Source organism: Thalassobium sp. R2A62 (assembly GCF_000161835.1).
Classification (GTDB): Bacteria; Pseudomonadota; Alphaproteobacteria; order Rhodobacterales; family Rhodobacteraceae; genus Thalassobium.
In genome coordinates this window covers 400,879-427,854 of sequence record NZ_GG697169.2, presented here as the reverse complement: position 1 = coordinate 427,854, position 26,976 = coordinate 400,879, and the positions used below count along the sequence as shown (strand labels likewise).

The window sequence follows — 26,976 nt, the reverse complement described above, 5'->3', positions numbered from 1 at the left end:
TATGACACCTGAAGCCGCCAGCACTCGCGCCCGTGAAATTTGCCTATTGGCGCCTGTTGTACCCGTTCTTGTTGTTCATGACGTCAGCACGGCAGCACCTCTTGCTCAGGCTCTTGTCGCAGGCGGTTTGCCCGCACTCGAAGTCACATTGCGCACGCCAGCAGCTCTAGAAGTGATCCGCGAGATGGCTCAGGTCCAAGGCGGCGTTGTTGGTGCAGGTACATTGTTGACCCCAGCAGACGTTGAAGCCGCAAAAGAAGCTGGCGCGACCTTTGGTGTCTCGCCCGGCGCGACAGACGTTCTATTGGATGCATGCGAAGCTAACGACCTGCCATTGCTGCCCGGCACCGCGACATCGTCCGAGGCCATGCGCCTGCTAGAGCGCGGCTATACAGTTCAAAAGTTCTTCCCCGCCGAAGCAAATGGCGGCGCACCAGCGCTCAAAGCGATCGGGGCACCCCTGCCTCAGATCAGCTTTTGCCCAACAGGGGGTGTATCGTTGAAGAACGCACCTGACTATTTGAAACTGCCGAACACCCTGTGTGTTGGTGGCAGCTGGGTCGCTCCTGGCGACTTGGTCAAATCAGGTGATTGGGCAGGCATCGAAACCTTGGCGCGCGAAGCAGTGGCCAAACTAGGCTAACTGCGCCCGACCCGCGCTGCACGCCCACCGCGGCGTTTGGCAGGCCCCGCGCTTGCCAGCCCCTCGGTCAAAACGGCCGTCATTGGGTGCTGGGCGTGATCGGTTCCATAGCGCGCCAAAAGATCTGTGATCAATGGACGTGGGTTTGCCCCTTGGGGCAAGCTCAGCGCCCAATCCAGAAAAATCGAGCGGCATTCACCAGCGGTGATGCCGTCAATGCGGTAGCTTTCAAAGATCAACCCTTTGGGGTCTAGCCCGTCACCCTTTTTCATCATGATGCTCCGTTGGCTGCCCCAAGTGGCGCGTGATGATAGCATCGGCCTGCGTGCTCGCCTGTTCCAACGTCTTGCGCATCTCATCCACCGTTTCCGCCCCAAGCTGTGACAAAACAAAATCGGTAGCACCCTGCCCCGCTTCGGTCAGGACCAATGGACCTTCGGAAATCAGCTTGGCTGCTGCCTGCAATTTCCACACCATGGCAGCGGCGTGGACAAGTTCGTTCCTGTCTGCGGCTTGCAAAGCATCAGATGCGACACCTGCATCGAGCTGGGCCTCTAATGTACGAGACCCGTCTCCGGCTCGCAGTGCCAATGATTGGGCGAACAGTTCGATGTCTTGCAAGCGTCCCGCCCCGATCTTGGCGTCCCATTCATTGTCCGGTGCTTTGGCCCGTGCGATCCGGCGTCGCATGTCAGCCACATCGGTTGCGATTTCTGTGCCGTTTTGCTTGCTTTGCAATAGCTCTAACCGGAACGTTTCGATCTCGGCCCCCAGTTCAAGGTTCCCAGCAACCGCACGAGCACGTGTCAGAGCCAAATGTTCCCATGTCCACGCCTCGTACTGCTGATAGCTGGTAAAGGACGCCAACGACGTCGCAACGGGACCTTGGCGCCCTGAAGGACGTAGCCGCATGTCGACCTCGAACAATCGCCCCTCTGCCATCGGCGCGGTCAGGGCTGTGAGCAACGCCTGCGTCAAACGTGCATAGTACGTGCGGGTTTGCAGCGGGCGTGGCCCGCCAGAGTTCTCTACCTCTTGGGCGTCATAGATCAGGATCAAATCCAGATCAGATCGCGCATGTAGCCGCCCCGACCCCAAGGATCCCATCCCAAGCACGACAGCCCCGCGGCCGGGTTGCGGGCCGTGTTTGGCTTCGAACCCCTCGACCACGACGGGCCAGAGCGCGGTCAGGCACGCCTCGGCGACATCTGAATACTGGGCGCCTGCTTCGTCCGCGCTTACAAGGCCGCGCAGATGATGAACGCCCGTGCGAAATGCCCATTCTTTGGACCAGCGCCGCGTGGCATCTAGCTGGCGTTCGTAGTCCCCAATTTCACCTAGTTGGGCTGCCAGCCCTTCCGTGAGTTCAGCACGGCCTGGCCACTGTGCAAAGAACGCGCCGCCAATGACGGCATCAAACACACCAGCGTTGCGCGAGAGATAATTGGCAAGTGCGGGCGCGCTACCACAAATATCGACAATCAAATCGATCAGTTGCGGGTTCGCGTCGAACAGCGAAAACAGCTGGACCCCTGCGGGCAACCCCGCAAGAAACGCATCGAACTGGTTCAGCGCTTCGTCGGGTTGCGCCGATTTTGACAGGCGTGTCATGATTTCTGGACGCAAGCGGCGGAACAGTTCCGCAGCACGATCACTTCGAAGGGCTGGATAGCTGGGCCAACGGGCGGTCACCTCGGCCCCGAAATCATCCTCGGCCTCTGTTTGTGTGGGCGCATCTGGGGCAAAGAACCCTTCGGTCAGATGGTGCACATCTTCTAGTCGGGTTGTGATGTCGTCGCGCAGATCGTCGGCATTGGTGTCCATCAAACACGCGAGACGGTCAAAACCTTCGTCCGTCTTGGGAAGCGTATGGGTCTGCGCATCACGGATCATCTGCAACCGGTGTTCGACCGTGCGGTGTGCGACGTAATGATCCCAAAGCGTTTCACTGATTTCGGACGTGATCCAACCGGTTTGTGACAACACACCCAGCCCATCACGCGTGCCACTGACCCGCAAACGGGGATCGCGCCCACCCGAGATCAACTGGCGGGTCTGCGTAAAGAATTCGATCTCGCGAATGCCGCCACGCCCCAGTTTCATGTTGTGATCGGGCAAGGTGATTGCCCCCCCCAACCCTTTGTGCGCGCGAATGCGCAACCGCATGTCATGGGCGTCTTGGATCGCCGCAAAATCCAGATGCTTGCGCCAAACAAACGGCTTGAGCGTATTCAGAAAAACATTGCCTGCGGTGATATCCCCACCACAGACCCGCGCTTTGATCAAGGCTGCGCGTTCCCAAGTACGACCGACACTTTCATAGTACCTTTCGGCTGCTTCGGTCGACAAACACACAGGTGTCACACTGGCGTCGGGCCGCAACCGAAGATCGGTCCGGAACACATACCCGTCCTTGGTCGTATCCCCGATGACTGATGTCAGGCGACGCGTGACACGGATCAGAGCGGCGCGAACATCATGATAGTCGTCCGCCTCATACTTTGTTTCATCAAACAGACAAATCAGATCGATGTCGCTCGAGTAGTTCAGCTCGAACGCGCCTTGTTTACCCATCGCCAGTACAAAATACCCTGAACCAGTTTCGGCATCATCTTCGGTCATACCCGGCAGCTTGCCCCGCGCGATTTCAGCCCTCAGCAATCGGCGCACGGCAAGGTGAACCGCCGCGTCAGCAAATCGGGTCAACCGCGTTGTCACCTCCAACAAATCCCAAACACCCGCGATATCCGCAAGCGCCGTGATCAGAGCAACCCGCCGTTTGGCACCGCGCAAACCCACATCCATGTCCGAGACGGTCAGCGTTTCGATCCCTTCCATCACGTCTTCGAATGCGGCCTCAGGGTCGGCGAGCGCGGCACGCAACCAATCAGCCTCGCGTTTAATCAAACCCAACAAATAAGGTGACGAACCCGCAGTCCCCACCAACAGCGGATCGAACCGCGCATCACAGTACCCCGCGACTTCGCCCCCCAAGTCAGGGTCAAAAGCACGTGGCACGCGGGTCATTCGATTGGCAAAGCTCATTGGTCGACCGTGGCCCACCTGTTCGCTCTGGTCAATTCCGCGCGTGCCTCGTAGCGTCGTCAAAAATTCGGAGATCATTATGAGTAAGAGTTTAAAACGTGTGACCCGAGTTTTGGCCGATGCAGGCTGGGATGGTGAAATCATCGAATGCGGGTCGGAAACGCGCACCGCACAGCAGGCCGCCGACGTCGCAGGATGTCATGTGGATCAAATCGCCAAGTCGATCATTTTCCGTGGCGAAACCAGCGGGCGCGCAATTTTGTTTGTGACAGCAGGCGGCAGACAGGTTGACCCTGCGCGTGCGTCTGAACTGGCCGGCGAACCGTTGGGCAAAGCGGATGCAGCGCTCATTCGTACGCAGACCGGATTTGCGATTGGCGGTGTCAGTCCAGTCGGCCATTTGATCGAAACGCTCGCGTTTTTTGACGAAACCTTGATGAAGTTTGATGTGATTTACGCCGCTGCAGGCACCCCACGCCATATTTTCCCTGCTGTACCCGCGAAGCTGCAAGAACTTTCGGGCGGAAAATTAGTATCGTTTACAGTAGCTTAAATCAAAAATGTAAAAAATATTTACATTAGTCCTTGACCAAAGGGCCAGTCTTCCCATCTGTTTCAATGTGAATAGCATTCACATCAACACACACCCAAGGAGACTGACAATGAGCACCGCTTCCCTACAGCAACCGACACAGCCCACATCTTGGTTCGGGCGCACCGAACATTGGCTGGACGAGCGCGGCAAAGGCGCTTGGATCGCGGCGATGGTGCTTGGCTTTATCTTTTTCTGGCCTGTCGGTCTCGCCCTTTTGGCCTACATGATCTGGAGCAAACGCATGTTTTCGAAATCGCACACTTGCGGCAACCGCCGTCACCGTAATGTCGCTCGGACGTCTTCGGGCAACACAGCATTTGACGCATACAAGGCCGACACATTGCGCCGCCTTGAAGAAGAGCAGCAGAACTTTGAGGCGTTCCTCGAGCGTCTGCGTGAAGCCAAAGACAAATCCGAGTTCGACCAGTTCATGGAAGACCGCGCGGACAAAGTCGAAGAAGACAAAGTTGAAGAAGACGCCTAACCCCATGACCCCTACTCCCCAAACGTGCCTCCCGCGTTTGGGGATCATTTCAACACACACATTTCAATGGAGCCTCTAATGTCTACGACCGCCGATATCTGGTCCCTACCTAACCCCCACACTCACAGCGATTTCTATGCGTCTGTCCCGACGAAACGCGCTGTGGCTTGGGTGTTCGATATGGTGCTGATTGCGATCACTGCCGCGCTGCTGTTGCCGTTCACCTTGTTCCTCGGAATTCTGATCTTTCCTGTGATGATCTTGGTTGTCGGATTTCTGTATCGCTGGTTTTCGATTGCGAGTTCTTCGGCAACGCCGGGCATGCGGATCATGGGGCTAGAATTGCGGACAATCGCCGGCGAACGCCTGTCGTCCGGAACCGCTCTGGCGCATACGCTGTGGTATACAATCAGCATCGCGGTGTTTCCGCTGCAATTGATTTCGATCCTTTTGATGCTCACCAGCTCTTACAAACAAGGTCTGACAGACCATGTCTTGGGCACGACAGCACTTAATCGCGCGCTTTACGCGAGGGATCGTTAACCCCTCCCTAAATCTGGTGGTTGGACTTGTTGCGCGGCTTTGGTAAAGTCGTGCAACACATCGCGTTAGGATCCCATGCGCCATACTCTCCCCATTGCACCACAGTTTTACGTGACAGCGCCCCAACCGTGCCCCTATTTGGATGGCCGGATGGAGCGTAAGCTGTTTACAGCACTGCAAGGCGAGAATGCGGAAAAGCTAAACAATGGGCTGTCAAAACAGGGCTTTCGTCGTTCGCAAAATGTGCTGTACCGCCCCGCCTGTGCAGAATGTTCTGCCTGTTTTTCGGCACGGATCAATGTTGCGAATTTTGCACCGTCGCGCAGTCAGCGCCGTGTTAGCAAACGGAATGCACATCTGGTTCGCAATGCATCGTCACCGTGGGCCACAGAAGATCAGTTCGCCTTGTTTCGGACCTACCTCGACAGTCGTCACGCAGATGGTGGCATGGCTGACATGGATATCTTTGAATTTGCGGCGATGATCGAGGAAACACCAATCCGAAGCCGTGTGATCGAATACAATGACCCTCCGGGCGAAACGCCATTAGCTGCGACCTGCCTGACAGATGTCTTGGATGACGGTCTGTCTATGGTTTATTCCTTCTTCGACCCCGACCTAGAGCGTCAAAGTCTCGGGACGTATTTGATCCTGGATCATATCGAGATCGCCCGCGAGGCGGGCCTTCCTTACGTCTATCTGGGCTATTGGGTCCCCGGCTCACCCAAGATGGGATACAAGGCCAAATTCTCTGGTCTCGAGATCTATCGCGGCGGTGTCTGGCAGCCGATTGGCAACCCAGAAGAATATGCCGACAACACCCACCCGCTATCGGTCGATCCGATTGCAGAACAGGTCGCGCGGATCAATTTGCCTGACGGGCGCCCAACAGGATAATGGCACAACACATCCACGCGTTCACGATCGTGGTGCCCGACTATGACGCAGGGCTTGCCTTTTACGTGGAAACGCTCGGGTTCACACTGACATCTGACATTGATTTGGGCGGCGGAAAACGCTGGGTCTTGGTCACTCCGAAAGGAGCAGCGACCCATATCCTATTGGCGCGGGCTGATGGTCCCGATCAAGATGCGACTATCGGCAATCAAACCGGTGGGCGTGTGGGTTTTTTTGCACACCGATGACTTTCAGACCGACTATGCAGCGATGCGCGACGCCGGTGTGACATTCCACGAAGAGCCACGTCACGAAGTCTATGGCTCGGTTGTGGTTTGGTCTGATCCCTTTGGCAACCGTTGGGACCTGCTACAGCTCAAAGCCTAGCGGTGAAACGAAAACGGGGGCCTCGAAAGGCCCCCGCGTGTAGTTATGATCTCCGACTTAGTTGCCGATCAAGTTCGGAACAATCGTGACCACAGCTGGGAACAATGCCAGCAACCCCAGACCCAAAACTTGGATCAGAACAAAGGGTGCAACACCGCGGTAGATGTGGCCCGTTGTAACCTCTTTGGGAGCAACGCCGCGCAGATAGAACAGGGCAAAGCCAAAGGGCGGTGTCAGGAACGATGTCTGAAGGTTTACAGCAATCATAATTGTCACCCACTTGGGGTCCATTGTGCCGCCGTAAATCACGGGCCCAACGATCGGGATCACGATGTAGATGATCTCGAGGAAGTCGAGCACAAAGCCCAGCACAAAAAGCACGAGCATCACAATCAGGAACACAGTCCATTCATTGTCAAAGCTCCGCAAGAATTGCTGGATGTAGTGCTCGCCACCAAAAGAGATGACCACAAGGTTCAACAACTGCGATCCGATCAAAATGGTGAACACCATCGACGTGACCTTGGCCGTTTCGCGAACAACAGGCGACAAAACCGCCCCCAGCCACAAGACGGCACAGCCGTAGAGGATCGAGAACATCGCAAAGAGGAACGATAGGAAGGCGACGAGGAACGCAATGCGGTTCTCAAAGGCTACCGTTTCTTGATTGACCCGTAGGTCAAAGTTTGTCCCGACAAGGATCAGCACAACGATGGCAAAGGTACCATAGATGACGATCCAGCCAGACTTGCCCTGATCGTTCAGCTTGCGGTACGCGGCCAAGAGGATCGCGCCCCCTGCCCCCAGCGCCGCAGCAGGCGTTGGGTTAGTGATACCACCCAAGATGGATCCAAGCACCGCGATGATCAGAACCAGCGGTGGGAACACCACACGCAACAGTTCGTTCTGACCCAGCATTCCAGCCGCCGCTCGTGCGCCGTAGAGCACCAACAACATCGGCAAGGCCAACAGCAGTGTCGTGCCCCCTGGTGACGTCACAGGTTTGATCAGCAAGATGTCGATCAGTAGGATCAGACACAGCCCCACGCAACCGACCAAGACCGGAGCACGGTTGGCCGACGGTGCGATACCGCGCGCAACTGCAAACATCAGAGCGAACAGCAGCACAGTGACTGCAATGCCTGTGCCAACGGGTGCTGCGTCTTCGATCTTTTGCTCGACCAGAGCTGCGCGTTCTTCGTCGCTCAATGCGCGTGCCTCGGTAACACCACCTGCCTCGTTGATCGCAGCCTGTTCAGCAATTGCTGTGTCCCACGCATCTTGACCGTGCAGGTCAATCATCGCGGCCGCGCAATCCTCAGAGACGTTTGTGCGCAACGACGCTGTTTGACCAGCATCGCTAAAGCTGTCCACGATGACCGACTGGTTGCCGACAATGTTGACGTTTGACAGCGTGATCGTACCAAAGATCAGAACAACTGGGATCGCGAGGAACCAAGTCAGACCTTCGTTGCGGGTGATTACATCGCCACCAGAAGCCGTCATTTCAACTGCCGGCGCTTTGGACGGGTTCAACAGCGCATAGCCAAAGGCGTATGCTGCATAAAGAACCGCAAGCAAGATACCCGGCAAAAGCGCGGCTTGGAACAAGGTTCCGACCGACACAACAGCGGGTTCACCCAGATACGTCAGCGCATCTGAACAGCCTACCAATGACGCGCGTTGTTCTTGGGCTGCGGAATAAAGGTCACCTGCCAACGTCCCCAATAAAACGATCACAATCGACGGCGGAATGATCTGGCCCAATGTGCCAGATGCCGCGATGACACCAGTTGAAAGCTCTGGTGAGTAGCCGTTCTTTAACATGGTAGGCAGCGACAACAGTCCCATGGTTACAACCGTCGCACCAACGATACCTGTCGACGCCGCAAGGAATGCGCCCACAACAACAACCGACACGGCCAAACCACCAGGAAGCGGGCCAAAGACACGTGCCATCGTGCGAAGCAGATCGTCCGCAATCTTGGACCGCTCTAATGTGATCCCCATCAGGACGAACATCACAACAGCAAGCAGTGTTTCAATCGACTGACCAGCAAGAACACGTTCGTTCATGCGGTTCACAATAAAGGAAACGTTCCGGTCCAGTGCCGTCTCCCAACCGCTGACGAATACAGGTTCAGAAAATCGCGGTAAATCAGGAAAGCGGAAGATCGAGATTGCGTCGGCTCTTACGCCTTCGGCAATCAGTCCCGCATATTCAGCGGATCCCTTGTCGATCGCTTGGTGAATGAGCAATCCCGCACTGTCGAGCACTGCGATGATTGCAAATGAAATAACTGCCGATCCACCAATGGCGAACGCCACTGGAAAGCCCGACAAGATCCCCGCAAAGAGCGAAAGGAAAACGATGATCAGGCCGATTTCTACGCCATCTAATCCAAACAACATATTAATCGTCCCTTAGTGGATTTCTGCAGCAAGTTCGGCATCTGGATCGCCCAACCTGTCTTTATCAATGAATTTACCTTCGCTCTCAGGGCCCTCTTTCCATTCGAGGTACGAACGGAAGAAGAATGCCCATGCATGAATAAAGACCATGCCAGCAAAAGTGATGAGCAACAGCTTGAACAGCCAGTAGTAGTCAAAGCCGTTCGGGCTAAAGCCGATGGTTTCAACATTCCACCGCAGCGCGCGCGCCTTGAGGATCAGTTTTTCCAATGCGTCAGACGCGGATGGCTTTGGCACAATCAGGTGCCGCCACAAGAAGTACCAACCGTACATCCATGTCAGCACAGCCGCAGGAAGCATAAAGAAGATGCTACCAAACATGTCGATCATGCGCTTGGTGCGGAACGAGACTGCCGAGTAGACCAAATCCACGCGCACGTGGCCGCCTTGGACAAATGTATAAGCTGCGCAAAGAGTGACGATCAGGGCGTTCTCAAATTTGAGCGCCTCGGCCCACCAGCTGATGTCGCGGGTGAACCCTTTGCCAAAACCGATGGTGATGTCGGCGGATGTGAAAATCCGCTGCATAAAGATGATGACGATCTGTTGCAGCACCATAACCAGGCCTGCCCAAGCGGCGATCCGTCCGACCACATTGGCGAACCCTTCGAGGCCGCGAACGACGCCCCACATAAAGCCATTTTTCCAAAAGCCGATGGCGGCAATGACGAGGAAGCTTGTGAACACGACAAAGAAGAACTCGACCGACCCACCGTAGTAAATAAACCGCATCAGGGCGGTTTTGTCCTCGGTTGTGTTGGCCCATGTCAGCCAATCCGCCCAGCTTGTGGGGTGGGTGATGACAAAGATCACGTTGTAGAAAGCTTCGATCAGGTTTCCGACGATCCAACCGATCCCACCGAAAAAGCCCATTGCGGGTTCGACGTATTCGACACCCGCCTCAGCGGCAGCGGCCTTGGCCTCTGTGATTTGGTCCTTGGTTTGGACACCTTGTAGAGCTTCGAACCACCGCGAAAAGCCGGTGTCCCAGTTGGGCCAAAAGCCTGCTTTTTCTTCCATGATGTTCCCCGTTTGGTCGTGCGCAACATCAACCCACCCACACGGTGGAGAGTCGCGAAAATCTGTATTGTTTCAGAACTCTAGACAGAGTTTTCGAAGTGCTGGCCCACCCTCATTGCTGAGGATGGACCGGCATTTCTTGTTGGATAGAGGGCGCGTGCGCCCCCCAATCCGGCCTTAGCCCAGAACGCGGTCGCGCTGTGTGCGGTAGGCGCTGATCGAGTCTGTGATCCAGCCCGAAGACGCAGCCATCGATGCACGGTAGTCAGCAAAGATTTCTGCAAACAGCTCGTCGTCTGCAAATTCTGCATAGACCTGCTCGCTGGCTGCGCCAAACGCATCCCAAACGCTGTCAGGGAATTCCAGAACCTTAACGCCACCGGCCTTGAGACGCTCGAGCGCCGCACCGTTGTTGTTGAGGTACTGAGACAAGTTCCAAACGTTTGCGTGACCTGCAGAGACTTCGATCGCCGCCTGCTGAGCAGGTGTGAGGCCTTCGAATACTTCGCGGTTTGTCGCAACCGACAGACCAGCTGCTGGCTCGTGGAAGCCCGCGGTGTAGTAGAACTTGGTGATTTCTTGGAAACCAGCCTTTTCGTCAGCCCATGGGCCGATCCACTCGGTGCCGTCGAGAGCGCCAGACGCAAGCGCCTGATACACTTCTGCACCTGGAAGGTTCTGTACCGACGCGCCCATGTAACCCAGAGCTTTGCCGCCGAGGCCAGGCATACGGAACTTCAGACCGTTAAAGTCTTCTGGACCAGTCACCTCTTTGCGGAACCAACCGCCAGCCTGTGTACCAGTGTTACCAGCGAGGAACGACTTGAGGCCAAAGATTTCGCCCAGCTTGTCGTGCATCGCCATGCCGTTGCCGTGGTAGTACCAGTTGTTCAGCTCTGTCGCTGTCATGCCGAATGGCACACCAGTGAAGAATGCAAAACCAGGGTGCTGGTTGACGAAGTAGTAGTCAGCAGCATGATACATGTCAGCCTGACCGGATGTAACAGCGTCAAATACTTCGAACGCACCAACCAGCTCGCCGGCTGCTTTTACGTCGACAGTGATCTGACCATCTGTGATCGCTGTGATGTTTTCAGCAGTTTTCACAGCTGCGTCAAAAACACCAGCAAGGCCGCGGCCCCACGATGTAACCATAGTCAGCGTACGCTTGCCCTGTGCGTAGACAGGTGCGGCGAGTGTGGACGCAGCAGCAGCCGAGCCACCCAGTGCAGACGTTTTTAGAAAAGAACGACGATCCATATTGGTTTTCCTCCCATTAAATTCGGAACCTCTTCCCCCTCCACGGGGCAAAAGGATTGATCGTTGCAAGTGTGAAGAGACTACTCAGAGCAAGCTCTGGGTGAAATACGTAGTAATGCGTAGAAATCAGTCAAATTTACATTTTGAGCCGTGATTATTGGCGCTTTGACAGCGCTAAAAGGTCAGAGTAGCAAAACGTCCCTGCCTTTGCCCCCTTTGATTCGAAGTGATTCCCGCGTATCGAATCGCTCCATGGCATGGATGGATTCTCTGCGTGGCGTCTTTCGCCTAAGCTACAGTCAAAAGGTTTTCCTTTTGGCAACCGTGCCTTTGGTCCTTGCGGTCTCTGCGGTTTCCTTCCTCGTTTTGACGCAATCCCGCCAATTAGCAGAGCGCGAAATTGAAGCGCTCGAGACACAATTGATCGATGCCAAACGCGAAGAATTGCTGAATTATTTGTCGATTGCGCGCACCGCGATTGTGAACATTTACGGGCGCGCCGCCCCTGATGATGAGGCCGCCAAACTAGAGGTCACTCAAATTTTATCGTCCCTGCTTTATGGTCAGGACGGGTATTTCTTTGTCTACGATTATGACGGCAACGCGCTGGTCAGCCCCCGCCAAACCTATCTCATCGGCAAAAACTGGTCCGGCCTAACAGATGACAACGGCGTTGCGATCACGGACGAACTCATCCGCATTGCGCGCAATGGCGGCGGCTATCATGCATTTACGTGGTCCAAGCCGTCCAATGGCGAGCCGGGACGTATGGCGGCCTATGTGATCGGACTACAGGATTGGAAATGGGTCATGGGGACCGGCATTTTCATTGATGACGTGCTCGACACGGTTGCGATGGCTCGGGCAGATGTAGAAGAGCGCATTCAACGCACCTTTTTCCTCGTCATTCTGATTTCCGTGCTTGCGGTTCTAGGCGTGTTTTTGTCCGGCATGATCCTGAACCTGCGTGAAAGACGGCTGGCAGATGCCAAGCTCAAAAATTTGACGCAACGGATCATCGACACCCAAGAAGAAGAACGCGGCCGCGTTGCCCGTGAATTGCATGACAGCATCAGCCAAATTCTGGTTGGTGTTCGCTACGCTCTCGAACTGGCGCGACGCCGTATCCAAAAGGGGGACACGCGTGCCGCCGAAAACCTAGACAGCGGGATCGATAGTTTAGGCGGTGCGATCCAAGAAGTGCGCCGTATTTCGCGCGATTTGCGCCCCGGCGTGCTAGACGATCTGGGTCTGGGTCCAGCGCTTAAGGCACTGGCAGATGATTTTGCCCAACGCACCAACATCAAGACCGACCTCGAGACGGCTGTGTTTCGCAACCGGTTGGACAAAGACGCAAAGATTGCGCTCTACCGCATTGCCCAAGAGGCGTTGACCAACATCGAACGGCATTCCGAAGCGAACACTGTTTCGATCTCGTTGTTCGGCGGTCGCAGCGGCGCGATCTTGCGGATCTCTGACAATGGTATCGGACTACCCGCACGGATCAGAACGGACCCAAGCAGCGGTCTTGGCCTGCGCAACATGCAAGAACGCATCGACCAATTGGACGGCACTTTGCGACTGGTGTCGCACCGACAAAGCCGCAACACAGGTGCTGATATCGAGCACGGCACCGTGATCGAGGCGACCGTCCCCCTTACCCATATGCTTCACCCTCAGGCCTCTCGGCCCGCCGATAGAAAGACTGCTTCATGACCCAAACTGCAACGCGTGTCGCGATTGTTGACGATCACCCAATGGTCGCTCAAGGCATTGAATCCATTCTAGAAACTTATGACGACATCGACGTTGTTGCGACCTTTAACAACGGTCAGGCGATCATTGATGCTGTCGAAACATTGGCTCCTGATGTTATCTTGCTTGATCTGAACATGCCGGCGGTCAACGGCCTTTCGACGACTGAGATGGTTCTTGAACGCCGCCCCTCGACGCGTATCTTGATTTTGTCCATGCACGACAGTGCCGAATATATCTCGACCGCGCTGGGGCACGGCGCTCTGGGCTACTTGCTCAAGGACGTGCCCACGGACGAGATTAAATTGGCCATCGATACGGTCATGTCAGGTGGGCAATACCTGTGCACCGGCGCCGAAGGCGCGATCCAACCGGGTGCGCAGAACGCAAGCGCGCTGACCAACCGCGAACAGTCGATTTTGCTGCAACTGGCCCAAGGTAAATCGAACAAAGAAGTCGCCATCGATTTGGAAATTTCGGTTCGCACCGTCGAGACCCACCGCAAAAACATCAAACGCAAACTAGGTATTTCAACGACCGCAGGTCTGACACGATATGCGATGGAGAATGGTGTTTTGCAGGGAACCGGCAGCCGGCTCTAGAACACTTACGAATTCCTTACGGATGCCGGATATGCAAATGTCATGCCGCATTCTTTTGGATCGCACTCGAGCGACAGCATTGACCGATTTGCCGAAACCGCGAACGAGATCACTCTCTTTCGTCCCAAGGCGCTGCGCATCGAATTGATTGGATCAATGATGCATAGCGCCGGCTCATCTGGCCGAGACGCCCTGCGCACCAGCCTGACAACTGCCATAGAAAATTGGGACTACTCGATGCTTGTCGCATTTGGGACGGCGCCAATAAACGGGTTATCAACCCGTAGATTGGCATCGATACGAGGCGTCGTCGTGGGCCGTGCGGATTGGGTGCAAACCCTGCGTCAGGCGGATGAAATGGTGCACGGTATTCTGTCTGCCTTTGGCGGTTACGAAACACCTGATAACAGTCTGATCGAGGAATTCGTCGCCTTCACGCAGGACGCGCTGGAACCCATGACGGACTTGATGGTCAATTCAATTTGGAATGAAACCAATCGAAATCGCACCGCCGCATTTTCAGAAGCACGGCGCAGCCAAAAGGTGGTTCAGACCGCAATTGAACGGATCAATGAAATCAGCCAGTCGGTCCGATTGATTTCACTCAACGCAGCGGTCGAGGCCAGCCATGCAGTAGCCGCCGGACGCGGGTTTTCTGTCATTGCAGAAGAAATCCGTTCACTTTCTGAACAAATAGAATCCGCCACTCAGGATGCAGGTGATGAGGTTGAAGCGCTCAATCTGAACTAAGCGCCTCCACCTGGTTATACGAGGAAACCGGCGTCTTCGAGTTCGGCCAAATCTGTGTCTTCGAGCGTGATCCGCAACCCTTCGGCTGAAATCAAGACCGCGCTTTCTTCTTGGCTGAGGAACAGATCGTCAGTGGTCAATCCGGTCAGCGCAATCGCATCTGTACCCACAGCAAAGTCTGTGATGACGTCTGATCCGTCTCCAGCTGCAAAACCAAAGGTATCAGCACCTTTGCCACCAAAGAGCGTGTCATCGCCCTGCCCGCCAATGATCAAATCATCACCACGACCACCATTGACCAAGTCGTCATCGATACCACCGTCCAACGTATCGTTTCCGCTGTCGCCATAAATCTCGTCGTTGTCATCGGCGCCATAGATAGTGTCATTGCCTGCGTTTCCGTAGAGAATATCCAATCCGTTGTTAGGGATTGGGTCCCCTTCGTCATCGGGTACGTTCAGGCTGTCAGGACGATCAGGGCCAAGTCCGCCGTAGATCGTGTCATTGCCGGTTCCGCCTTTGACAAAGTCCGAACCTTCGCCCGCGATAATAAAGTCAGCACCGCGTCCACCCGACACAAAATCATCATCGAAACCCGCGTCGACAATATCGTTGCCATGACCCGCATAGATAATGTCGTCATCATCACCGGTTGTGATCCGATCATGACCGGCACCAGCATAAACGGTGTCTTTGTCATCGTTTGGATCGGTATCATCCGGCAAAATACCGGGGAACCCAAGGTTTGGAATACCAACGGTTCCGTCAGCATCCGTTTCAATCACATGGCCCGTTGAAATGATGTCGTTGCCGCGCCCACCATCAACGAGGTCATTCCCCAGCCCGCCAATGATGCGGTCGGCACCACCGCCGCCGCGCAGTTCATCATTGCCGGTGCCACCACAGAGAAAGTCAGACCCGTCACAGCCATATAGCGCGTCATCGCCCTCTCCGCCATACAAGCGGTCGGCATCATTCCCGCCCATCAGCGCGTCGTCACCCGCCCGACCGATCAACAGGTCCTTGCCGCGTCCGCCAAACAACCGGTCATCACCGTCATCGCCGCGCAATTTGTCGTTGCCTTGCCCACCGATCAGGCTGTCATCACCGCTATTGCCGTGCAACTCGTCATGTCCACTGTCGCCATACAGTTCATCATCGCCATTGCCACCATGAATTTCGTCTTCGCCGTCGCCGCCGTGCACCAGATCATTGCCGTTGTCGGCATAAATCCGGTCGGCTCCTTTGCCGCCCGACACCGTATCGTCCCCCTCACCAGCGCAGAGCAAATCATTGCCGTCACCGCCAAAAAGGCTGTCGTCGCCCGCGTTACCCATAAGGGTGTCGTTACCGTTATTACCTTTGAGCACATCATCGCCCGAACCGCCTGCGACCAAATCCGCGCCACCGCCTCCAGAGATAAAGTCGTCGCCTGCTCCACCGAACAGCGTATCGTCGCTTTGCCGTCCATAGATCCGATCGTCCCCATCGCGCCCGTAAATTGTGTCGGAACGTCCCGTCCCGGACAGAAATTCGTCAGCCTCGACAGGCTCGTCGGTTATCGTCGGCTCTTCGATCAAGATATCCCGCGATAATTCGACCGCGACACCTTCATCAAATTCGATAACCAAATCGACATCGCCGTCCGTGGTTGTGAAATTCAGGTTGAACAACGCCCCTGCGAAACCAGCGGTCACACCGCTCGTCGCATCGACGCCACTCTCTACTGTATTCACTGATCCGAGCAACGTGCCGTCGTAATTAACTTGCCATACCAACAGATCCGCAGGCGACGCCTCGCCATCGCCAGCCGCGACAGACAGCAACACCACTGCATTCAAATCCTCAACGTCTGTTTCGTAAATTCCGACTACGCTGGTTGTGTCTACAGCAACTTCGGCCAGCGCGCTATCGAGCGCGGCGCGCACCTCTGTTGTCAATGTCATACCTAAATCCCCATTTTGGATATCGATCTCTGGCAGCGTAGCGAGATCTAGCCTCTGCTACATACCGACGCGCCGCAGGACGCAAGGAACATAGTTAAAGATGGGTTAACGCGTGATACAATTTTGCAAAATCAGGCAGATTGTTCTAGATTTGGAAAAAATTGCGAGGGCCTCGGCACCACTTTGATGGCATGGATATTGGAATGATGTCGCACAAAAGCCGTCTGGCGACATAAAATATCTAAAAATAATCACTCAGAGACACATTATTCCGCATTATCGCTGTTGACGCCCCAATTCTGGGTGAATAGTGTTTGCACACGCAGAAAGGACCTCATCATGAAAGACGTCGTCGTCGTTCTAGGAAATAGGCGCATGGGCCGGTAACGGCATCCTAACGGAAACCCCATGCGCCCCCCGACATTCCATCGGGGGTTTTTTTGTGACCAACAACCAGCGCACCCTGCGCCTCAGACTGTCAAAACGGAGCACACTATGACACGTCAAATGACCGGAGCGAAAATGATCGTCCAGGCCTTGATCGACCAAGGTGTGGACACTGTATTCGGATATCCCGGTGGCGCTGTGCTACCGATTTACGACGAAGTGTTCCAACAAAACAGCATCAAACACATTCTGGTGCGTCACGAACAAGGCGCTGTTCATGCGGCCGAAGGCTATGCTCGTTCGACCGGCAAACCCGGCGTGGCACTTGTGACATCCGGCCCCGGTGCGACCAATGCCGTTACCGGCTTGACTGACGCCTTGATGGATAGCATCCCGATCATCGTTTTGACCGGTCAGGTTCCAACATTCATGATCGGTTCGGACGCGTTTCAAGAGGCCGACACCGTTGGCATCACCCGCCCCTGCACCAAACACAACTGGTTGGTAAAGGAGACCGATCAGCTGGCCGAGACCCTGCACACAGCATTCCATGTGGCGACAAACGGTCGCCCGGGTCCTGTCCTGATAGACATCCCAAAGGACGTTCAGTTCGCCACCGGCACCTATACAGACAAGAAATCGCTTAAGAGCCACTATAAACCACAGGTTAAGGGCGACATCGACGCGATCACCAAGTTGGCCGAGATGATTGAATCCGCAGAACGGCCCGTGTTCTACACTGGCGGCGGCGTCATCAACTCTGGCCCCCATGCCAGCCAGTTGCTGCGCGAGCTTGTCGCTGCAACGAACTTTCCAATCACATCGACCCTCATGGGGCTCGGATGCTATCCGGCGTCCGGCGAAAATTGGCTCGGAATGTTGGGCATGCACGGTCTCTACGAGGCGAACATGGCGATGCACGATTGCGATCTGATGATCAATATTGGCGCGCGATTTGATGACCGCATCACCGGTCTTGTCGACAAATTCAGCCCAGATTCGAAAAAGGTGCACATCGATATTGATGCGTCCTCAATCAACAAGGTGATCCACGTTGATGTTCCAATTTTGGGCGACGTTGGACATGTGCTCGAGGATCTTCTCAAGATTTGGAAGTCGCGTGGTCGCAAGACAAACGCCAGCGCATTGAAGAACTGGTGGGGCCAGATCAACGAATGGCGCGCGATCAACTGCCTGAGCTACAAACAAGAAGGCAAGGTGATCAAACCCCAGCACGCTCTTTCGCGTCTTGAGGCTCTGACCAAAGGCAAAGATCGCTATATCACTACCGAAGTTGGCCAGCACCAGATGTGGGCGGCGCAATACCTCGGGTTTGAAGATCCAAACCGCTGGATGACGTCTGGTGGATTGGGCACGATGGGTTATGGCTTCCCAGCGTCGATCGGCGTGCAGCTTGCACACCCCGACGCCTGCGTCATCAACGTCGCGGGCGAAGCGTCTTGGCTTATGAACATGCAAGAGCTTGGGACCGCGACGCAATACAACTTGCCAGTGAAGCAGTTCATTCTGAACAACGAACGGCTTGGGATGGTACGCCAGTGGCAGGAGTTGCTGCACGGCGAAAGGTATTCCCAATCATGGTCCGAGGCCCTGCCCGACTTTGTAAAACTCGCCGACGCGTTTGGGGCCAAGGGCATTTTATGCTCGGACCCTGATGATCTGGATGATGCGATCATGGAAATGCTCAATCACGACGGTCCCGTCTTGTTCGATTGTTTGGTCGAAAAACACGAGAACTGTTTCCCGATGATCCCATCGGGCAAGCCGCACAATGAAATGTTGTTGGGCGAAGAGTCCACCAAAGGCGCCATCACTGGCGCAGGACAGACATTCGTATGATCGCCCTGCCCCTTACATTTTTGCAAAACACGCTCACTCTGCGCCCTGCACGTCTCGTCGTTGCGGCGCAACAGACCAAAAGGACCCTATAAATGTCCGCACTACATATCAAAAAAGGCGCGACGAGCCACTCTGCATACAACCTAAGATCGAATTACGGAGACGAGGTTGAACGCCACACGCTCGCGGTCATCGTGGAAAATGAACCGGGTGTTTTGGCTCGTGTAATTGGTCTGTTTTCCGGTCGTGGCTACAATATCGAAAGCCTGACAGTTTCGGAAATTGATCACGAAAGCCGCCGTAGCCGGATCACTGTTGTGACCGCTGGGACACCCCAAGTGATTGACCAGATACACGCACAGCTTGGACGGATCATTCCGGTTCACGAAGTTCACGACCTCACATCCGAAGGCCCAAGTGTCGAGCGCGAGCTTGCATTGTTCAAGGTCGCGGGCGACGGGGAAAAGCGGGTCGAAGCCTTGCGCCTCGCCGATATTTTTCGCGCCAATGTGGTTGATAGTACCTTGGGGTCGTTTGTCTTTGAGGTCACTGGAACGTCTGAGAAAATCGATGCCTTTGCCGATCTGATGCGCCCGCTTGGTTTGCAAGAACAGGCACGGACGGGTGTAGCAGCACTGTCGCGCGGCGCAGACTAAAGCACTGTTATATTAGCTTAACTCCTTCCCACGCACAGGCACGGGAAGGAGCACTTAAGACAGACGTGCGGATCTGGGGTTTATCCGTCTGTCACAGGCAACAGGGCCGCGTCTTGTGCTGCGACCATCTCTTCTGCGTCGATCGCGCCGTCTGCATTGGCATCGATCGCAACAAAGAGTTCTTCGTTCATTTCGGCATAGGCCTCGGTCAACTCGGGAAAGCTGTAGAGGCCATCGCCATCCGTATCGACCGCCGGATCAATTTCCATTGCGAATGCAGTGGTCGCAATCAGCGTGGTACCAGCGAGGCTCAGGGCAAAAACGGTCTTGGTCATGGGTCGTCTCCTGTTTGTAGTCTCGTGAGTGGTGAGAACGAGCGCCGTGATTGGCGGCTCGTCACAGGGTTTGCCCCAATACGCTTTCGTCACGCTAGAACCAGTATCCAATCATCCATTTTCGCGCGGCTTCCTGCCCGTTTAGCGGGAATTGCCTGCAATCCTCCGCGCATTTTCGCGAACGATGATGCGATCGGCAGAGGATGTCCGACCCACACATCGGATTTGGGCGCTTTCTCACTTGTTGAGCTGTGAACATGTCGCTGTGAGAAAAACGCAGGTCGCGGTGATAAAAGTCTGCGCTCAGAAATGCGGTACCTTTTGTGTTGTATCTTTAGGGAATCGCATCATGGCAAAAGACCTCGACACGACCGACCTCGCCCCTGTCCGCCAGCCTCTGGAAACTGCGAACGGGTTGCCCAACGCGCATTATATTGACGATGCGGTGTTCCAAGAAGAGAAACACGCCATCCTCTTTGACAGCTGGACAGGACTAGCCGTCGCATCAGACGTTCCCGAGGCCAGAGATGCCAAGCCGATTGAATTTCTCGGCGTTCCACTATTACTGATCAGGTCCCGCGAGGGCGAAGTGCGGGTGTTTCAAAACATCTGCCGTCACCGCGGCATGATTTTAGTAGATGCGCCTCGCAAGATTGAGGGGGCGATCCGCTGCCCCTATCACAGCTGGTGCTATTCGACGGCAGGCAAGCTGGTGTCGACACCCCATGTCGGCGGCCCAGGCCACAATACGCATGAGGCGATCAAGAAGGACGACCTCGGATTAACCGAAATCGCCAGCTACATCTGGCGCGACATCGTATTTGTGAACATCTCGGGCACAGCCGAGCCCTTTGAGGTGGTGAATGCCGACCTGATGGACCGGTGGAAAGAGTTTGACCAACCCCACCATCATGGCGGTGAAGACAGCCGGTTTGATCTAGATGTCCAGACCAACTGGAAGCTCGCCGTCGAAAACTATTCTGAAAGCTACCACCTGCCGTGGGTCCATCCGGGTCTCAACAGTTATTCACGGCTAGAAGACCACTATCACATTGACGAAAAAGGCAAGTTTTCGGGCCAAGGCACTTTGGTGTATCGCCAACTGACCGACGATGCTGGTCAAACATTGCCTGATTTTACCGAACTCTCCGAGTTCTGGAACGAAGGCGCTGAGTATATCACCGTCTTTCCAAACGTGCTGATGGGCGCGCAACGCGACCATGCTTTTGCGATTATTCTCGAGCCGAAATCGACGCAGCAGACGATTGAACACGTTCATCTCTACTATGCATCCGCGACGATTGACCAAGGTTTGCGGATCAAGAATGCCACCCTTTGGAAAGAGGTTTTCGAAGAAGATATTTTTGTTGTCGAAGGCATGCAAAAGGGCCGCCATGCACCGCATTTTAATGGTGGGCGTTTTTCACCTGCGATGGACGGCCCAACGCATTGTTTTCATGATTGGGTTGCAACCAAAATCGAGACGCATCGCGCTGCCGAATGAACGAGCTCGACACACGGCTGTTGGCGGCACATGCGCAGGGTGATCAATGGGCGTTGGTCGCGCTCTATACCCAAGCGGCGGATCAAGCAGCCGACATAGATGCCGCATGTTTCTATCTAACCCATGCGTATGTCTTTGCGTTGGAACTGAACCACCCCGATCAGGATGCGCTGTTTAAGCGACTGCGAGCGGCCGGCCGCGTCTAGCTCGGCTGACTTAGGGTGCCACCAGCAACGGCACCGCGGACACCGGTCGTGCTGGGCCCCGACGTGGGCAAGCCGCGCATGACGCGAACCGCTAAATGAGCAAAAGCTTGGGCCTCTAACATATCCCCATCTAGCCCCACCTCTTCGACAGGCACGACACGCGCCGGTACGGCCTGTGCCAATGCCTGCATCAGGGCCGCATTATGCCGCCCCCCGCCGCACACGAGGATCTGGGCAACTGCCGTCGAGAAATAGGAACACCCTTGGGAAACAGACTGCGCCACACATGCGGTCAAAGTAGCCGCTGCATCTGCGTCGCTTAACTCAGCAACAGCCTCAGACAGCTGGGAGAAACTATCGCGGTCCAGCGACTTGGGCGGCATCTTTGCAAAATAACGATCCGACAAGAACGCATCGACAATTGATTGGTCCGCTGTGCCCGACAATGCCAATGCGCCGCCTTTGTCGATCTCGACACCACATCGCGCGCGCATCAGGTCATTCAATGGGGCATTGGCAGGACCAGTATCGAACGCCAACAGCGCGCCGTCTTCTTCGGGTTGATCATAGCTGGGATCAACGTAGGTCACATTCCCGACCCCACCGAGGTTCAAAAACGCGATGGGCTCGGACGCCCCGATAAAGCGACCGCAGGCAAAGTGGAAAAACGGTGCCAGAGGGGCCCCTTGCCCGCCTAGCTGCACATCAGCGCTGCGAAAGTCCCAGACCACAGGAACATCCAGAACCGCCGCCAAGACATCACCTGACCCCGCCTGATGGGTTCCACGATCCTGCGGATCATGGGCCAGTGTTTGACCATGAAAGCCCACGACATCGATGTTCTCAAAGCCAGACAAAACCTGGGCGTGGACCGTTTCAATCACTTCGGCGGCTTGCGCCACATCGTCGTCATGCCAACGGCCTAAAACACCGCGCAAGACCCCTCGTTCGGCATCCGAATATGCACGGTATGCAGTCGGTCCAAAGCTGCTGATTGTCACGCCATCCGTGACCACCACGGCGGCATCCACACCGTCCAACGATGTCCCGGACATCGCGCCTAGGGCTGTCACTGGTCCTGAATTCAACATACGCTTCCCCTTTGCGCGTGGCGCGCCTATAGAGTTCGGAGTAATTCTAAGGGACCGATCGATGACCTACCATCCAAAATCCGACTTTATCACCGTGATGATCGAACGTGGCTTTTTGGCCGACTGTACCGACTATCAAGGTTTGGATGATGCGTTTGCCGCGGGCGTTGTGCCGGCGTACATCGGTTTTGATGCAACTGCCCAGTCGTTGCATGTTGGATCACTGATCCAAATCATGATGCTGCGCTGGCTGCAAAAATGTGGCGGCAAGCCGATCACCTTGATGGGTGGCGGCACGACCAAGGTCGGTGACCCGTCGTTCCGCGCGGACGAGCGTCCGTTGCTGACCACCAAACAGATCAATGCAAACATCGCTGGGATCAAGCAGGTCTTTGCCGCCTATATTGACTACGAGTCCGGTGACGACACTCAGGCGTTGATGCTGAACAACGCTGAATGGCTCGAAGACCTGAATTACCTCGATTTCCTGCGCGACATTGGTCGCCATTTCAGTGTGAACCGCATGTTGGCATTCGAAAGCGTCAAATCGCGACTGGATCGCGAGCAAAGCCTGTCGTTCCTCGAATTCAATTACATGATCCTACAGGCGTATGATTTCCTTGAATTGAACCGTCGGTACGGCTGTCTGTTACAGTTGGGCGGCAGCGACCAGTGGGGCAATATCGTTAACGGCATCGACCTGACGCGCCGGGTTTTGGATCATGAAATCTATGGCCTGACCTCTCCTCTTTTGACAACCAGCGATGGCAAGAAGATGGGCAAATCGCAGGATGGTGCCATTTGGCTGAATGCCGAGATGTGCGCGCCCTACGAATTCTGGCAGTTCTGGCGCAACACCAACGACGATGACGTTGGTCGGTTCCTCAAGCTCTACACCGACCTGCCGATCGCCGAATGTGATCGTCTCGGCGCGCTCGAAGGGTCCGACATCAACGAGGCCAAGATCGTGCTCGCCAACGAAGTCACCAAATTGTTGCACGGCAAAGATGCCGCCGCTGCCGCCGAGGCAACTGCGCGCGAAGTGTTTGAAAAGGGCGGCGTGGGCGATGATCTGCCAACGTTGACTTTGACCGCTGACGACGTGTCCGATGGCATTTCGGTTGTGCAGCTGATCGTGCGGTCCGGCCTTGCCGGATCAGGCAAAGAGGCCAAACGCTTGATCGCTGACAACGGGGCCAAGATGAATGACGAAGCCCTGACCGACGCTGGCATGGTCTTGCAAGCCGCGGATTTGGTTACACCAATCAAGCTGTCCGCTGGCAAGAAACGTCATGCATTGGTCCAGCTGGGCTAAATAATCGCCTGCACCACAGCCACAAGGCACATCGCGGAGATAGCAACCGCGATGCCCAGAAACAGGCGCAATAACACTGTCGACGTTGGCGGCGGAATTACGTGACCCATGACGGATTTGTTTTTCATGTCCGCGATTAATCACATTTTAGGTAAATAGCCGGTTAATCGCGGGATGACCTCGATAATCCCGCTGCAACAGCATCCTACATATCATCGCGCATTGACCCTCATTGGGGCCGATGCAGACTATGTTGATGGCACGATGGTTCTTCGGCGGCGGTTGCCCATGTTGGGTCAGGTTGCTCTTGTTTCAAGAGCCGCCGAGGTTCCAATCGACGTCTTAGCCCAACAAGCCCGCATCGTTCTGATCAATGCCGAGACCGCGGAACAGGCGGCTCGGCTTCGTGCGTTTGGGGCCGTTCAAATTGTAACCCCACGGTCAATCGCCGAACTTGCGTTGACGCAATCTGAAGCGGATCAACGCAACCTCATGCACGGTAAATGGCGCAATCGGTTGGTCGCAGCAGAACGGGCCAATCTTTGTGTAGATCGCCGTTCCTTTGATCCTGATGGTCACGGCTGGCTTCTGCAATCGGACCAAGACCAACAGCGGCGCAAAGGGTTTCGTGGATGGCCACCTGCCCTAACCCATGCCTTTGCATCCACCAACCCAACAAGCACCCATGTCTGGACTGCCTACGCCCAAAGCAAACCCATTGCAGCGATCATGATGTTGCGCCACGGCGCCGTGGCCACCTATCACATTGGCTGGAGCAGTGACGCAGGCCGGAACGTTCACGCGCATTGTGCGTTGATCTGGCGTGCCAGTCGTTGGCTCGCAGCCCAAGGGCACAGCCTGTTGGATTTGGGGGGGATCGAAACACAGCATGCGCCCGGTTTGGCGCGTTTCAAACTGGGGACCGGCGCCGTCCCACGCGCCCTAGGGGGGACGTGGGTTTATACGGCGCCAACCGGCTTTCTTTCACGCGGGGTCCGGCGTATCGCCATGAGAACCCCGCTCGCGTCCTAGCTACCTAGCATCCATTCGCCATCTGGGAAAAACGCATGGAAGGCGAAGGCGAACATCACGTCATGGGCCACATCCGCGCCAGATGCATCGCGCACACGCACAGTGCCGACTTCTTTGGCCTCTGCAATGTCGCGCGCGTCCAAGGCCGAGACTTGCCCCTCTTCCCAAGACAGCGTCAAACCGTTCTCTGATACGGTGCCAGCGCGCAGGCGGGAAACAGGCCAAGCCTGTTCACCCACACGGACCACACGGACCAGCGCGGGGATATCATGGGGCGGCAATTCGCCGGAATATAGGAACGGTCGGTGTGACCCGTCGTAGCCAACATAAGGGTTTGATCCATAGGGGCGATTGTGACCTGTCGGTTCGGCCATCACGATCCCGTCGGGATTGCGCGCGCGGAATTGGTCCCAGCTTTCCATCCAAGTCGGCAATTGAAACAGTTCGACACCTGTCAGCTCGCCCACAATGCCAGTGCCGATGGCCTGCTGCCACCAGCTTTGAGTTTCGCGGTCAAACATCACCATATCCGAATTGCGCAACTTGCCCGATACGCCAAAATTCAGAACCCCGGCTTCGGTGCGCCGATCAAATGTGATGCCTGAATTGCACAATGGGCAAAACGTCACCGCAATCGGGACCCCTGCCACAGTATCATTCACAATCTCATGCCACGTCAGATACCGCACCGGATAGGCACGTGGTTCAGCACCGTCGATTTCAACAGCGATCACCGGCTCGCGGCCGCCAATGTCCATCTCGTCCGCGACGCGAATGAATTGGGGATCCGTTAATGCAGGAATACCGTCCTTGGGGGGCCCACCCGATAGAATCTCAACCCAGTTTTCTACGGTCGTTTTTTCAAAGTCCGTGTCGGGCCATTCGAATGACCAAAATTCAGGCGAGGCGTTGGCCAGACTGCCAGACAGGGCAATCACAGCAGCAGATGCGAGGGTTCTAAAAAACATGGGCGCGGCTCCTTTTGGCCAAACTGTGCCAAGGAACCACGCCCAGTGATAGGTCTCTCGCGCAACTGTGATGCTGCGCGAGGTTGTTCTTATTCGGTGACGGCCACGGTGACCATTCGGTCAGGCTCGCCCAGAACCGACCCGTTCGGGCCTTGGCCCAATTTGATCGCGTCGACGGTTTCCATACCAGCCGTGACTTGGCCGACGATGGTGTATTGTCCGTCCAGAAATGCACTGGACTCAAACATGATAAAGAACTGGCTGTTGGCCGAGTTCGGGTTCTGCGACCGCGCCATGCCAATCACGCCACGCTCGAACGACAACTCGTTCGAAAACTCGGCTGGCAGGTCGGGCAAATCTGATCCGCCCATACCAGCACGGCTGGTGTCTTCACCCGCCTTACCGAACTGCACATCGCCTGTTTGCGCCATGAAGCCTTCGATCACGCGGTGAAAGACCACGCCATCATAGGCACCCTCACCCGCCAGTGCCGTGATCCGCTCGACGTGCAAAGGTGCGACTTCTTCGAACAGATCAACAGAGATGGTGCCGTTTGCTTCGCCCGCAACAGTGATGTCGAGGCCAGCGGCCTGGACACCACCCGGTGCAGCAACAATCGCAAGTGCCGCCAGCGCCTTACGCATCTGCGGCTACCTTGACCGAAATCATGCGGTCCGGATTCATTGGCGGCTCGCCACGTGCGATCGCATCAACATGCTCCATTCCAGATGTCACCTGTCCGTAGACAGTGTATTGACCGTTCAAGAAGTTGTTGTCGCCAAAGTTGATAAAGAACTGGCTGTTTGCGCTGTCTGGGTTTTGCGAACGGGCTGCGCCTAGCGATCCACGCGCGTGCGGAACTTTGGAGAATTCTGCTGGCAGGTCAGCCATGTCAGAACCGCCCGTACCGGCCATGCGGATGTTAAAGTCGTTTTCCATGTTGCCGTTTGCGACGTCACCAGTCTGGGCCATAAAGCCGTCGATCACACGGTGAAAGGCGACATTGTCATATGCACCGGAACGAGCCAGCTCTTTCATCCGCTCGACGTGCTTGGGTGCTACATCTGGCAGCAACTCGATGGTTACTGTGCCGTCTTTGAGTTCCATCAGGATTGTGTTTTCGGGATCTTTAATATCGGCCATTTGCCTGCTCCTCAGAGTGTATTGTTTCGCGCCGGACCCTAGTGTCCCATGCGCAGAATGCCAAGGTCGCCAGTTGACCT

The 26,976-nt window shown here is 55.6% G+C and carries 26 protein-coding genes and 1 pseudogene; 15 read left to right on the top strand and 12 right to left on the bottom strand.

Annotated elements, in window-relative coordinates; genetic code table 11:
- The first annotated feature begins 1 nt into the window (after window position 1).
- Window positions 2-643 (top strand): bifunctional 4-hydroxy-2-oxoglutarate aldolase/2-dehydro-3-deoxy-phosphogluconate aldolase, encoded by a 642-nt coding sequence (gene eda / locus TR2A62_RS02120; RefSeq protein ID WP_009157388.1) that lies wholly within the window; start codon window positions 2-4, stop codon window positions 641-643.
- Here the strand turns inward: eda and TR2A62_RS02115 are convergent.
- Both TR2A62_RS02115 and TR2A62_RS02110 read right to left on the bottom strand, forming a co-directional pair.
- Window positions 640-918 carry a hypothetical protein gene (locus TR2A62_RS02115; protein WP_009160495.1) on the bottom strand — a complete coding sequence of 93 codons (279 nt, stop codon included), beginning with the start codon at window positions 916-918 and terminating at the stop codon, window positions 640-642. The two genes, eda and TR2A62_RS02115, sit on opposite strands and share 4 nt — an antisense overlap.
- Window positions 902-3,688 carry a [glutamate--ammonia-ligase] adenylyltransferase gene (locus tag TR2A62_RS02110; protein ID WP_009158791.1) on the bottom strand — a complete coding sequence of 929 codons (2,787 nt, stop codon included), beginning with the start codon at window positions 3,686-3,688 and terminating at the stop codon, window positions 902-904. Before TR2A62_RS02110 ends, TR2A62_RS02115 begins: the two co-directional genes overlap by 17 nt.
- Before the next feature lie 79 nt (window positions 3,689-3,767).
- On the opposite strand from TR2A62_RS02110, the gene TR2A62_RS02105 reads away from it, so the two are divergent.
- The 5 genes and pseudogenes from TR2A62_RS02105 to TR2A62_RS17960 all read left to right on the top strand — a co-directional run bounded on the left by TR2A62_RS02105 (window position 3,768) and on the right by TR2A62_RS17960 (window position 6,594).
- Window positions 3,768-4,241, top strand: coding sequence for a YbaK/EbsC family protein (locus TR2A62_RS02105; protein WP_009159445.1), 474 nt, complete (start codon window positions 3,768-3,770; stop codon window positions 4,239-4,241).
- A gap of 109 nt (window positions 4,242-4,350) precedes the next feature.
- Window positions 4,351-4,767, top strand: a complete 417-nt coding sequence (locus tag TR2A62_RS02100) for a DUF2852 domain-containing protein (RefSeq protein ID WP_009160317.1) — start codon at window positions 4,351-4,353, stop codon at window positions 4,765-4,767.
- Window positions 4,768-4,845: 78 nt separating this feature from the next.
- Window positions 4,846-5,310 (top strand): RDD family protein, encoded by a 465-nt coding sequence (locus tag TR2A62_RS02095; RefSeq protein ID WP_009157473.1) that lies wholly within the window; start codon window positions 4,846-4,848, stop codon window positions 5,308-5,310.
- Window positions 5,311-5,385: 75 nt separating this feature from the next.
- A complete protein-coding gene (locus tag TR2A62_RS02090; protein ID WP_009157708.1) occupies window positions 5,386-6,207 on the top strand; it encodes an arginyltransferase in 822 nt (273 codons plus the stop codon).
- Window positions 6,207-6,594 (top strand): annotated as a pseudogene (locus TR2A62_RS17960) (VOC family protein). The gene TR2A62_RS02090 and the pseudogene TR2A62_RS17960 overlap by 1 nt, the downstream one beginning before the upstream one ends.
- A 57-nt stretch (window positions 6,595-6,651) precedes the next feature.
- On the opposite strand, the gene TR2A62_RS02075 reads toward TR2A62_RS17960, so the two are convergent.
- From TR2A62_RS02075 to TR2A62_RS02065, 3 genes are all read right to left on the bottom strand, one after another.
- Complete coding sequence (locus tag TR2A62_RS02075) at window positions 6,652-9,006, bottom strand: TRAP transporter large permease subunit (RefSeq protein ID WP_009158033.1); 2,355 nt, start codon at window positions 9,004-9,006, stop codon at window positions 6,652-6,654.
- A gap of 12 nt (window positions 9,007-9,018) precedes the next feature.
- Entirely contained in the window at window positions 9,019-10,086 is a 1,068-nt protein-coding gene (locus tag TR2A62_RS02070; RefSeq protein WP_009158002.1) for a TRAP transporter small permease subunit, read from the bottom strand.
- 177 nt (window positions 10,087-10,263) lie between these two features.
- A complete protein-coding gene (locus TR2A62_RS02065) occupies window positions 10,264-11,346 on the bottom strand; it encodes a TRAP transporter substrate-binding protein (RefSeq protein ID WP_009159044.1) in 1,083 nt (360 codons plus the stop codon).
- Window positions 11,347-11,607: 261 nt separating this feature from the next.
- On the opposite strand from TR2A62_RS02065, the gene TR2A62_RS02060 reads away from it, so the two are divergent.
- From TR2A62_RS02060 to TR2A62_RS19450, 3 genes are read left to right on the top strand one after another with little or no spacing between them, the layout of a single operon-like run.
- The gene (locus tag TR2A62_RS02060; RefSeq protein ID WP_009159300.1) at window positions 11,608-13,062 is read left to right on the top strand and encodes a cache domain-containing protein; all 1,455 of its coding nucleotides are present in this window, start codon (window positions 11,608-11,610) and stop codon (window positions 13,060-13,062) included.
- Window positions 13,059-13,703 carry a response regulator transcription factor gene (locus TR2A62_RS02055; RefSeq protein WP_009160359.1) on the top strand — a complete coding sequence of 215 codons (645 nt, stop codon included), beginning with the start codon at window positions 13,059-13,061 and terminating at the stop codon, window positions 13,701-13,703. Before TR2A62_RS02060 ends, TR2A62_RS02055 begins: the two co-directional genes overlap by 4 nt.
- A gap of 42 nt (window positions 13,704-13,745) precedes the next feature.
- The gene (locus TR2A62_RS19450) at window positions 13,746-14,453 is read left to right on the top strand and encodes a methyl-accepting chemotaxis protein (RefSeq protein ID WP_009160683.1); all 708 of its coding nucleotides are present in this window, start codon (window positions 13,746-13,748) and stop codon (window positions 14,451-14,453) included.
- A 14-nt stretch (window positions 14,454-14,467) separates the two neighbouring features.
- Here the strand turns inward: TR2A62_RS19450 and TR2A62_RS02045 are convergent, their stop codons facing one another.
- The gene (locus TR2A62_RS02045; protein WP_009157546.1) at window positions 14,468-16,399 is read right to left on the bottom strand and encodes a calcium-binding protein; all 1,932 of its coding nucleotides are present in this window, start codon (window positions 16,397-16,399) and stop codon (window positions 14,468-14,470) included.
- A 495-nt stretch (window positions 16,400-16,894) separates the two neighbouring features.
- Between TR2A62_RS02045 and TR2A62_RS02040 the strand changes: the two genes are divergently transcribed.
- Window positions 16,895-18,646, top strand: coding sequence for an acetolactate synthase 3 large subunit (locus tag TR2A62_RS02040; RefSeq protein ID WP_009157531.1), 1,752 nt, complete (start codon window positions 16,895-16,897; stop codon window positions 18,644-18,646).
- Between the two features lie 92 nt (window positions 18,647-18,738).
- Entirely contained in the window at window positions 18,739-19,302 is a 564-nt protein-coding gene (gene ilvN / locus TR2A62_RS02035; protein ID WP_009158573.1) for an acetolactate synthase small subunit, read from the top strand.
- Between the two features lie 80 nt (window positions 19,303-19,382).
- Here the strand turns inward: ilvN and TR2A62_RS02030 are convergent, their stop codons facing one another.
- Complete coding sequence (locus TR2A62_RS02030; protein ID WP_009159666.1) at window positions 19,383-19,637, bottom strand: calcium-binding EF-hand; 255 nt, start codon at window positions 19,635-19,637, stop codon at window positions 19,383-19,385.
- Window positions 19,638-19,986: 349 nt separating this feature from the next.
- On the opposite strand from TR2A62_RS02030, the gene TR2A62_RS02025 reads away from it, so the two are divergent.
- Window positions 19,987-21,141, top strand: coding sequence for an aromatic ring-hydroxylating dioxygenase subunit alpha (locus TR2A62_RS02025; protein WP_009158936.1), 1,155 nt, complete (start codon window positions 19,987-19,989; stop codon window positions 21,139-21,141).
- Window positions 21,138-21,347: a hypothetical protein gene (locus tag TR2A62_RS02020; RefSeq protein ID WP_009159214.1), complete on the top strand. Its 210-nt coding sequence runs from the start codon at window positions 21,138-21,140 to the stop codon at window positions 21,345-21,347. The genes TR2A62_RS02025 and TR2A62_RS02020 overlap by 4 nt, the downstream gene beginning before the upstream one ends.
- Here the strand turns inward: TR2A62_RS02020 and TR2A62_RS02015 are convergent.
- Window positions 21,344-22,438 carry an anhydro-N-acetylmuramic acid kinase gene (locus TR2A62_RS02015; RefSeq protein WP_009158300.1) on the bottom strand — a complete coding sequence of 365 codons (1,095 nt, stop codon included), beginning with the start codon at window positions 22,436-22,438 and terminating at the stop codon, window positions 21,344-21,346. The two genes, TR2A62_RS02020 and TR2A62_RS02015, sit on opposite strands and share 4 nt — an antisense overlap.
- Window positions 22,439-22,499: 61 nt before the next feature.
- On the opposite strand from TR2A62_RS02015, the gene tyrS reads away from it, so the two are divergent.
- Window positions 22,500-23,753 (top strand): tyrosine--tRNA ligase, encoded by a 1,254-nt coding sequence (gene tyrS / locus TR2A62_RS02010; protein WP_009160566.1) that lies wholly within the window; start codon window positions 22,500-22,502, stop codon window positions 23,751-23,753.
- On the opposite strand, the gene TR2A62_RS19305 is transcribed toward tyrS, so the two are convergent.
- Window positions 23,750-23,881 (bottom strand): hypothetical protein, encoded by a 132-nt coding sequence (locus tag TR2A62_RS19305; protein ID WP_009160515.1) that lies wholly within the window; start codon window positions 23,879-23,881, stop codon window positions 23,750-23,752. The two genes, tyrS and TR2A62_RS19305, sit on opposite strands and share 4 nt — an antisense overlap.
- A 46-nt stretch (window positions 23,882-23,927) precedes the next feature.
- Here TR2A62_RS19305 and TR2A62_RS02005 point away from each other — a divergent pair, with 46 nt between their 5' ends.
- The gene (locus TR2A62_RS02005; protein WP_009159791.1) at window positions 23,928-24,785 is read left to right on the top strand and encodes a GNAT family N-acetyltransferase; all 858 of its coding nucleotides are present in this window, start codon (window positions 23,928-23,930) and stop codon (window positions 24,783-24,785) included.
- Here TR2A62_RS02005 and TR2A62_RS02000 read toward each other — a convergent pair.
- The 3 genes from TR2A62_RS02000 to TR2A62_RS01990 form a co-directional block, all read right to left on the bottom strand.
- Window positions 24,782-25,753, bottom strand: a complete 972-nt coding sequence (locus TR2A62_RS02000; protein ID WP_009160448.1) for a DUF3179 domain-containing protein — start codon at window positions 25,751-25,753, stop codon at window positions 24,782-24,784. The genes TR2A62_RS02005 and TR2A62_RS02000 overlap by 4 nt on opposite strands.
- Before the next feature lie 89 nt (window positions 25,754-25,842).
- Window positions 25,843-26,397, bottom strand: a complete 555-nt coding sequence (locus tag TR2A62_RS01995) for a peptidylprolyl isomerase (protein ID WP_009159017.1) — start codon at window positions 26,395-26,397, stop codon at window positions 25,843-25,845.
- A complete protein-coding gene (locus TR2A62_RS01990; RefSeq protein ID WP_009157286.1) occupies window positions 26,390-26,896 on the bottom strand; it encodes a peptidylprolyl isomerase in 507 nt (168 codons plus the stop codon). The genes TR2A62_RS01995 and TR2A62_RS01990 overlap by 8 nt, the downstream gene beginning before the upstream one ends.
- Between the last annotated feature and the right edge of the window lie 80 nt (window positions 26,897-26,976).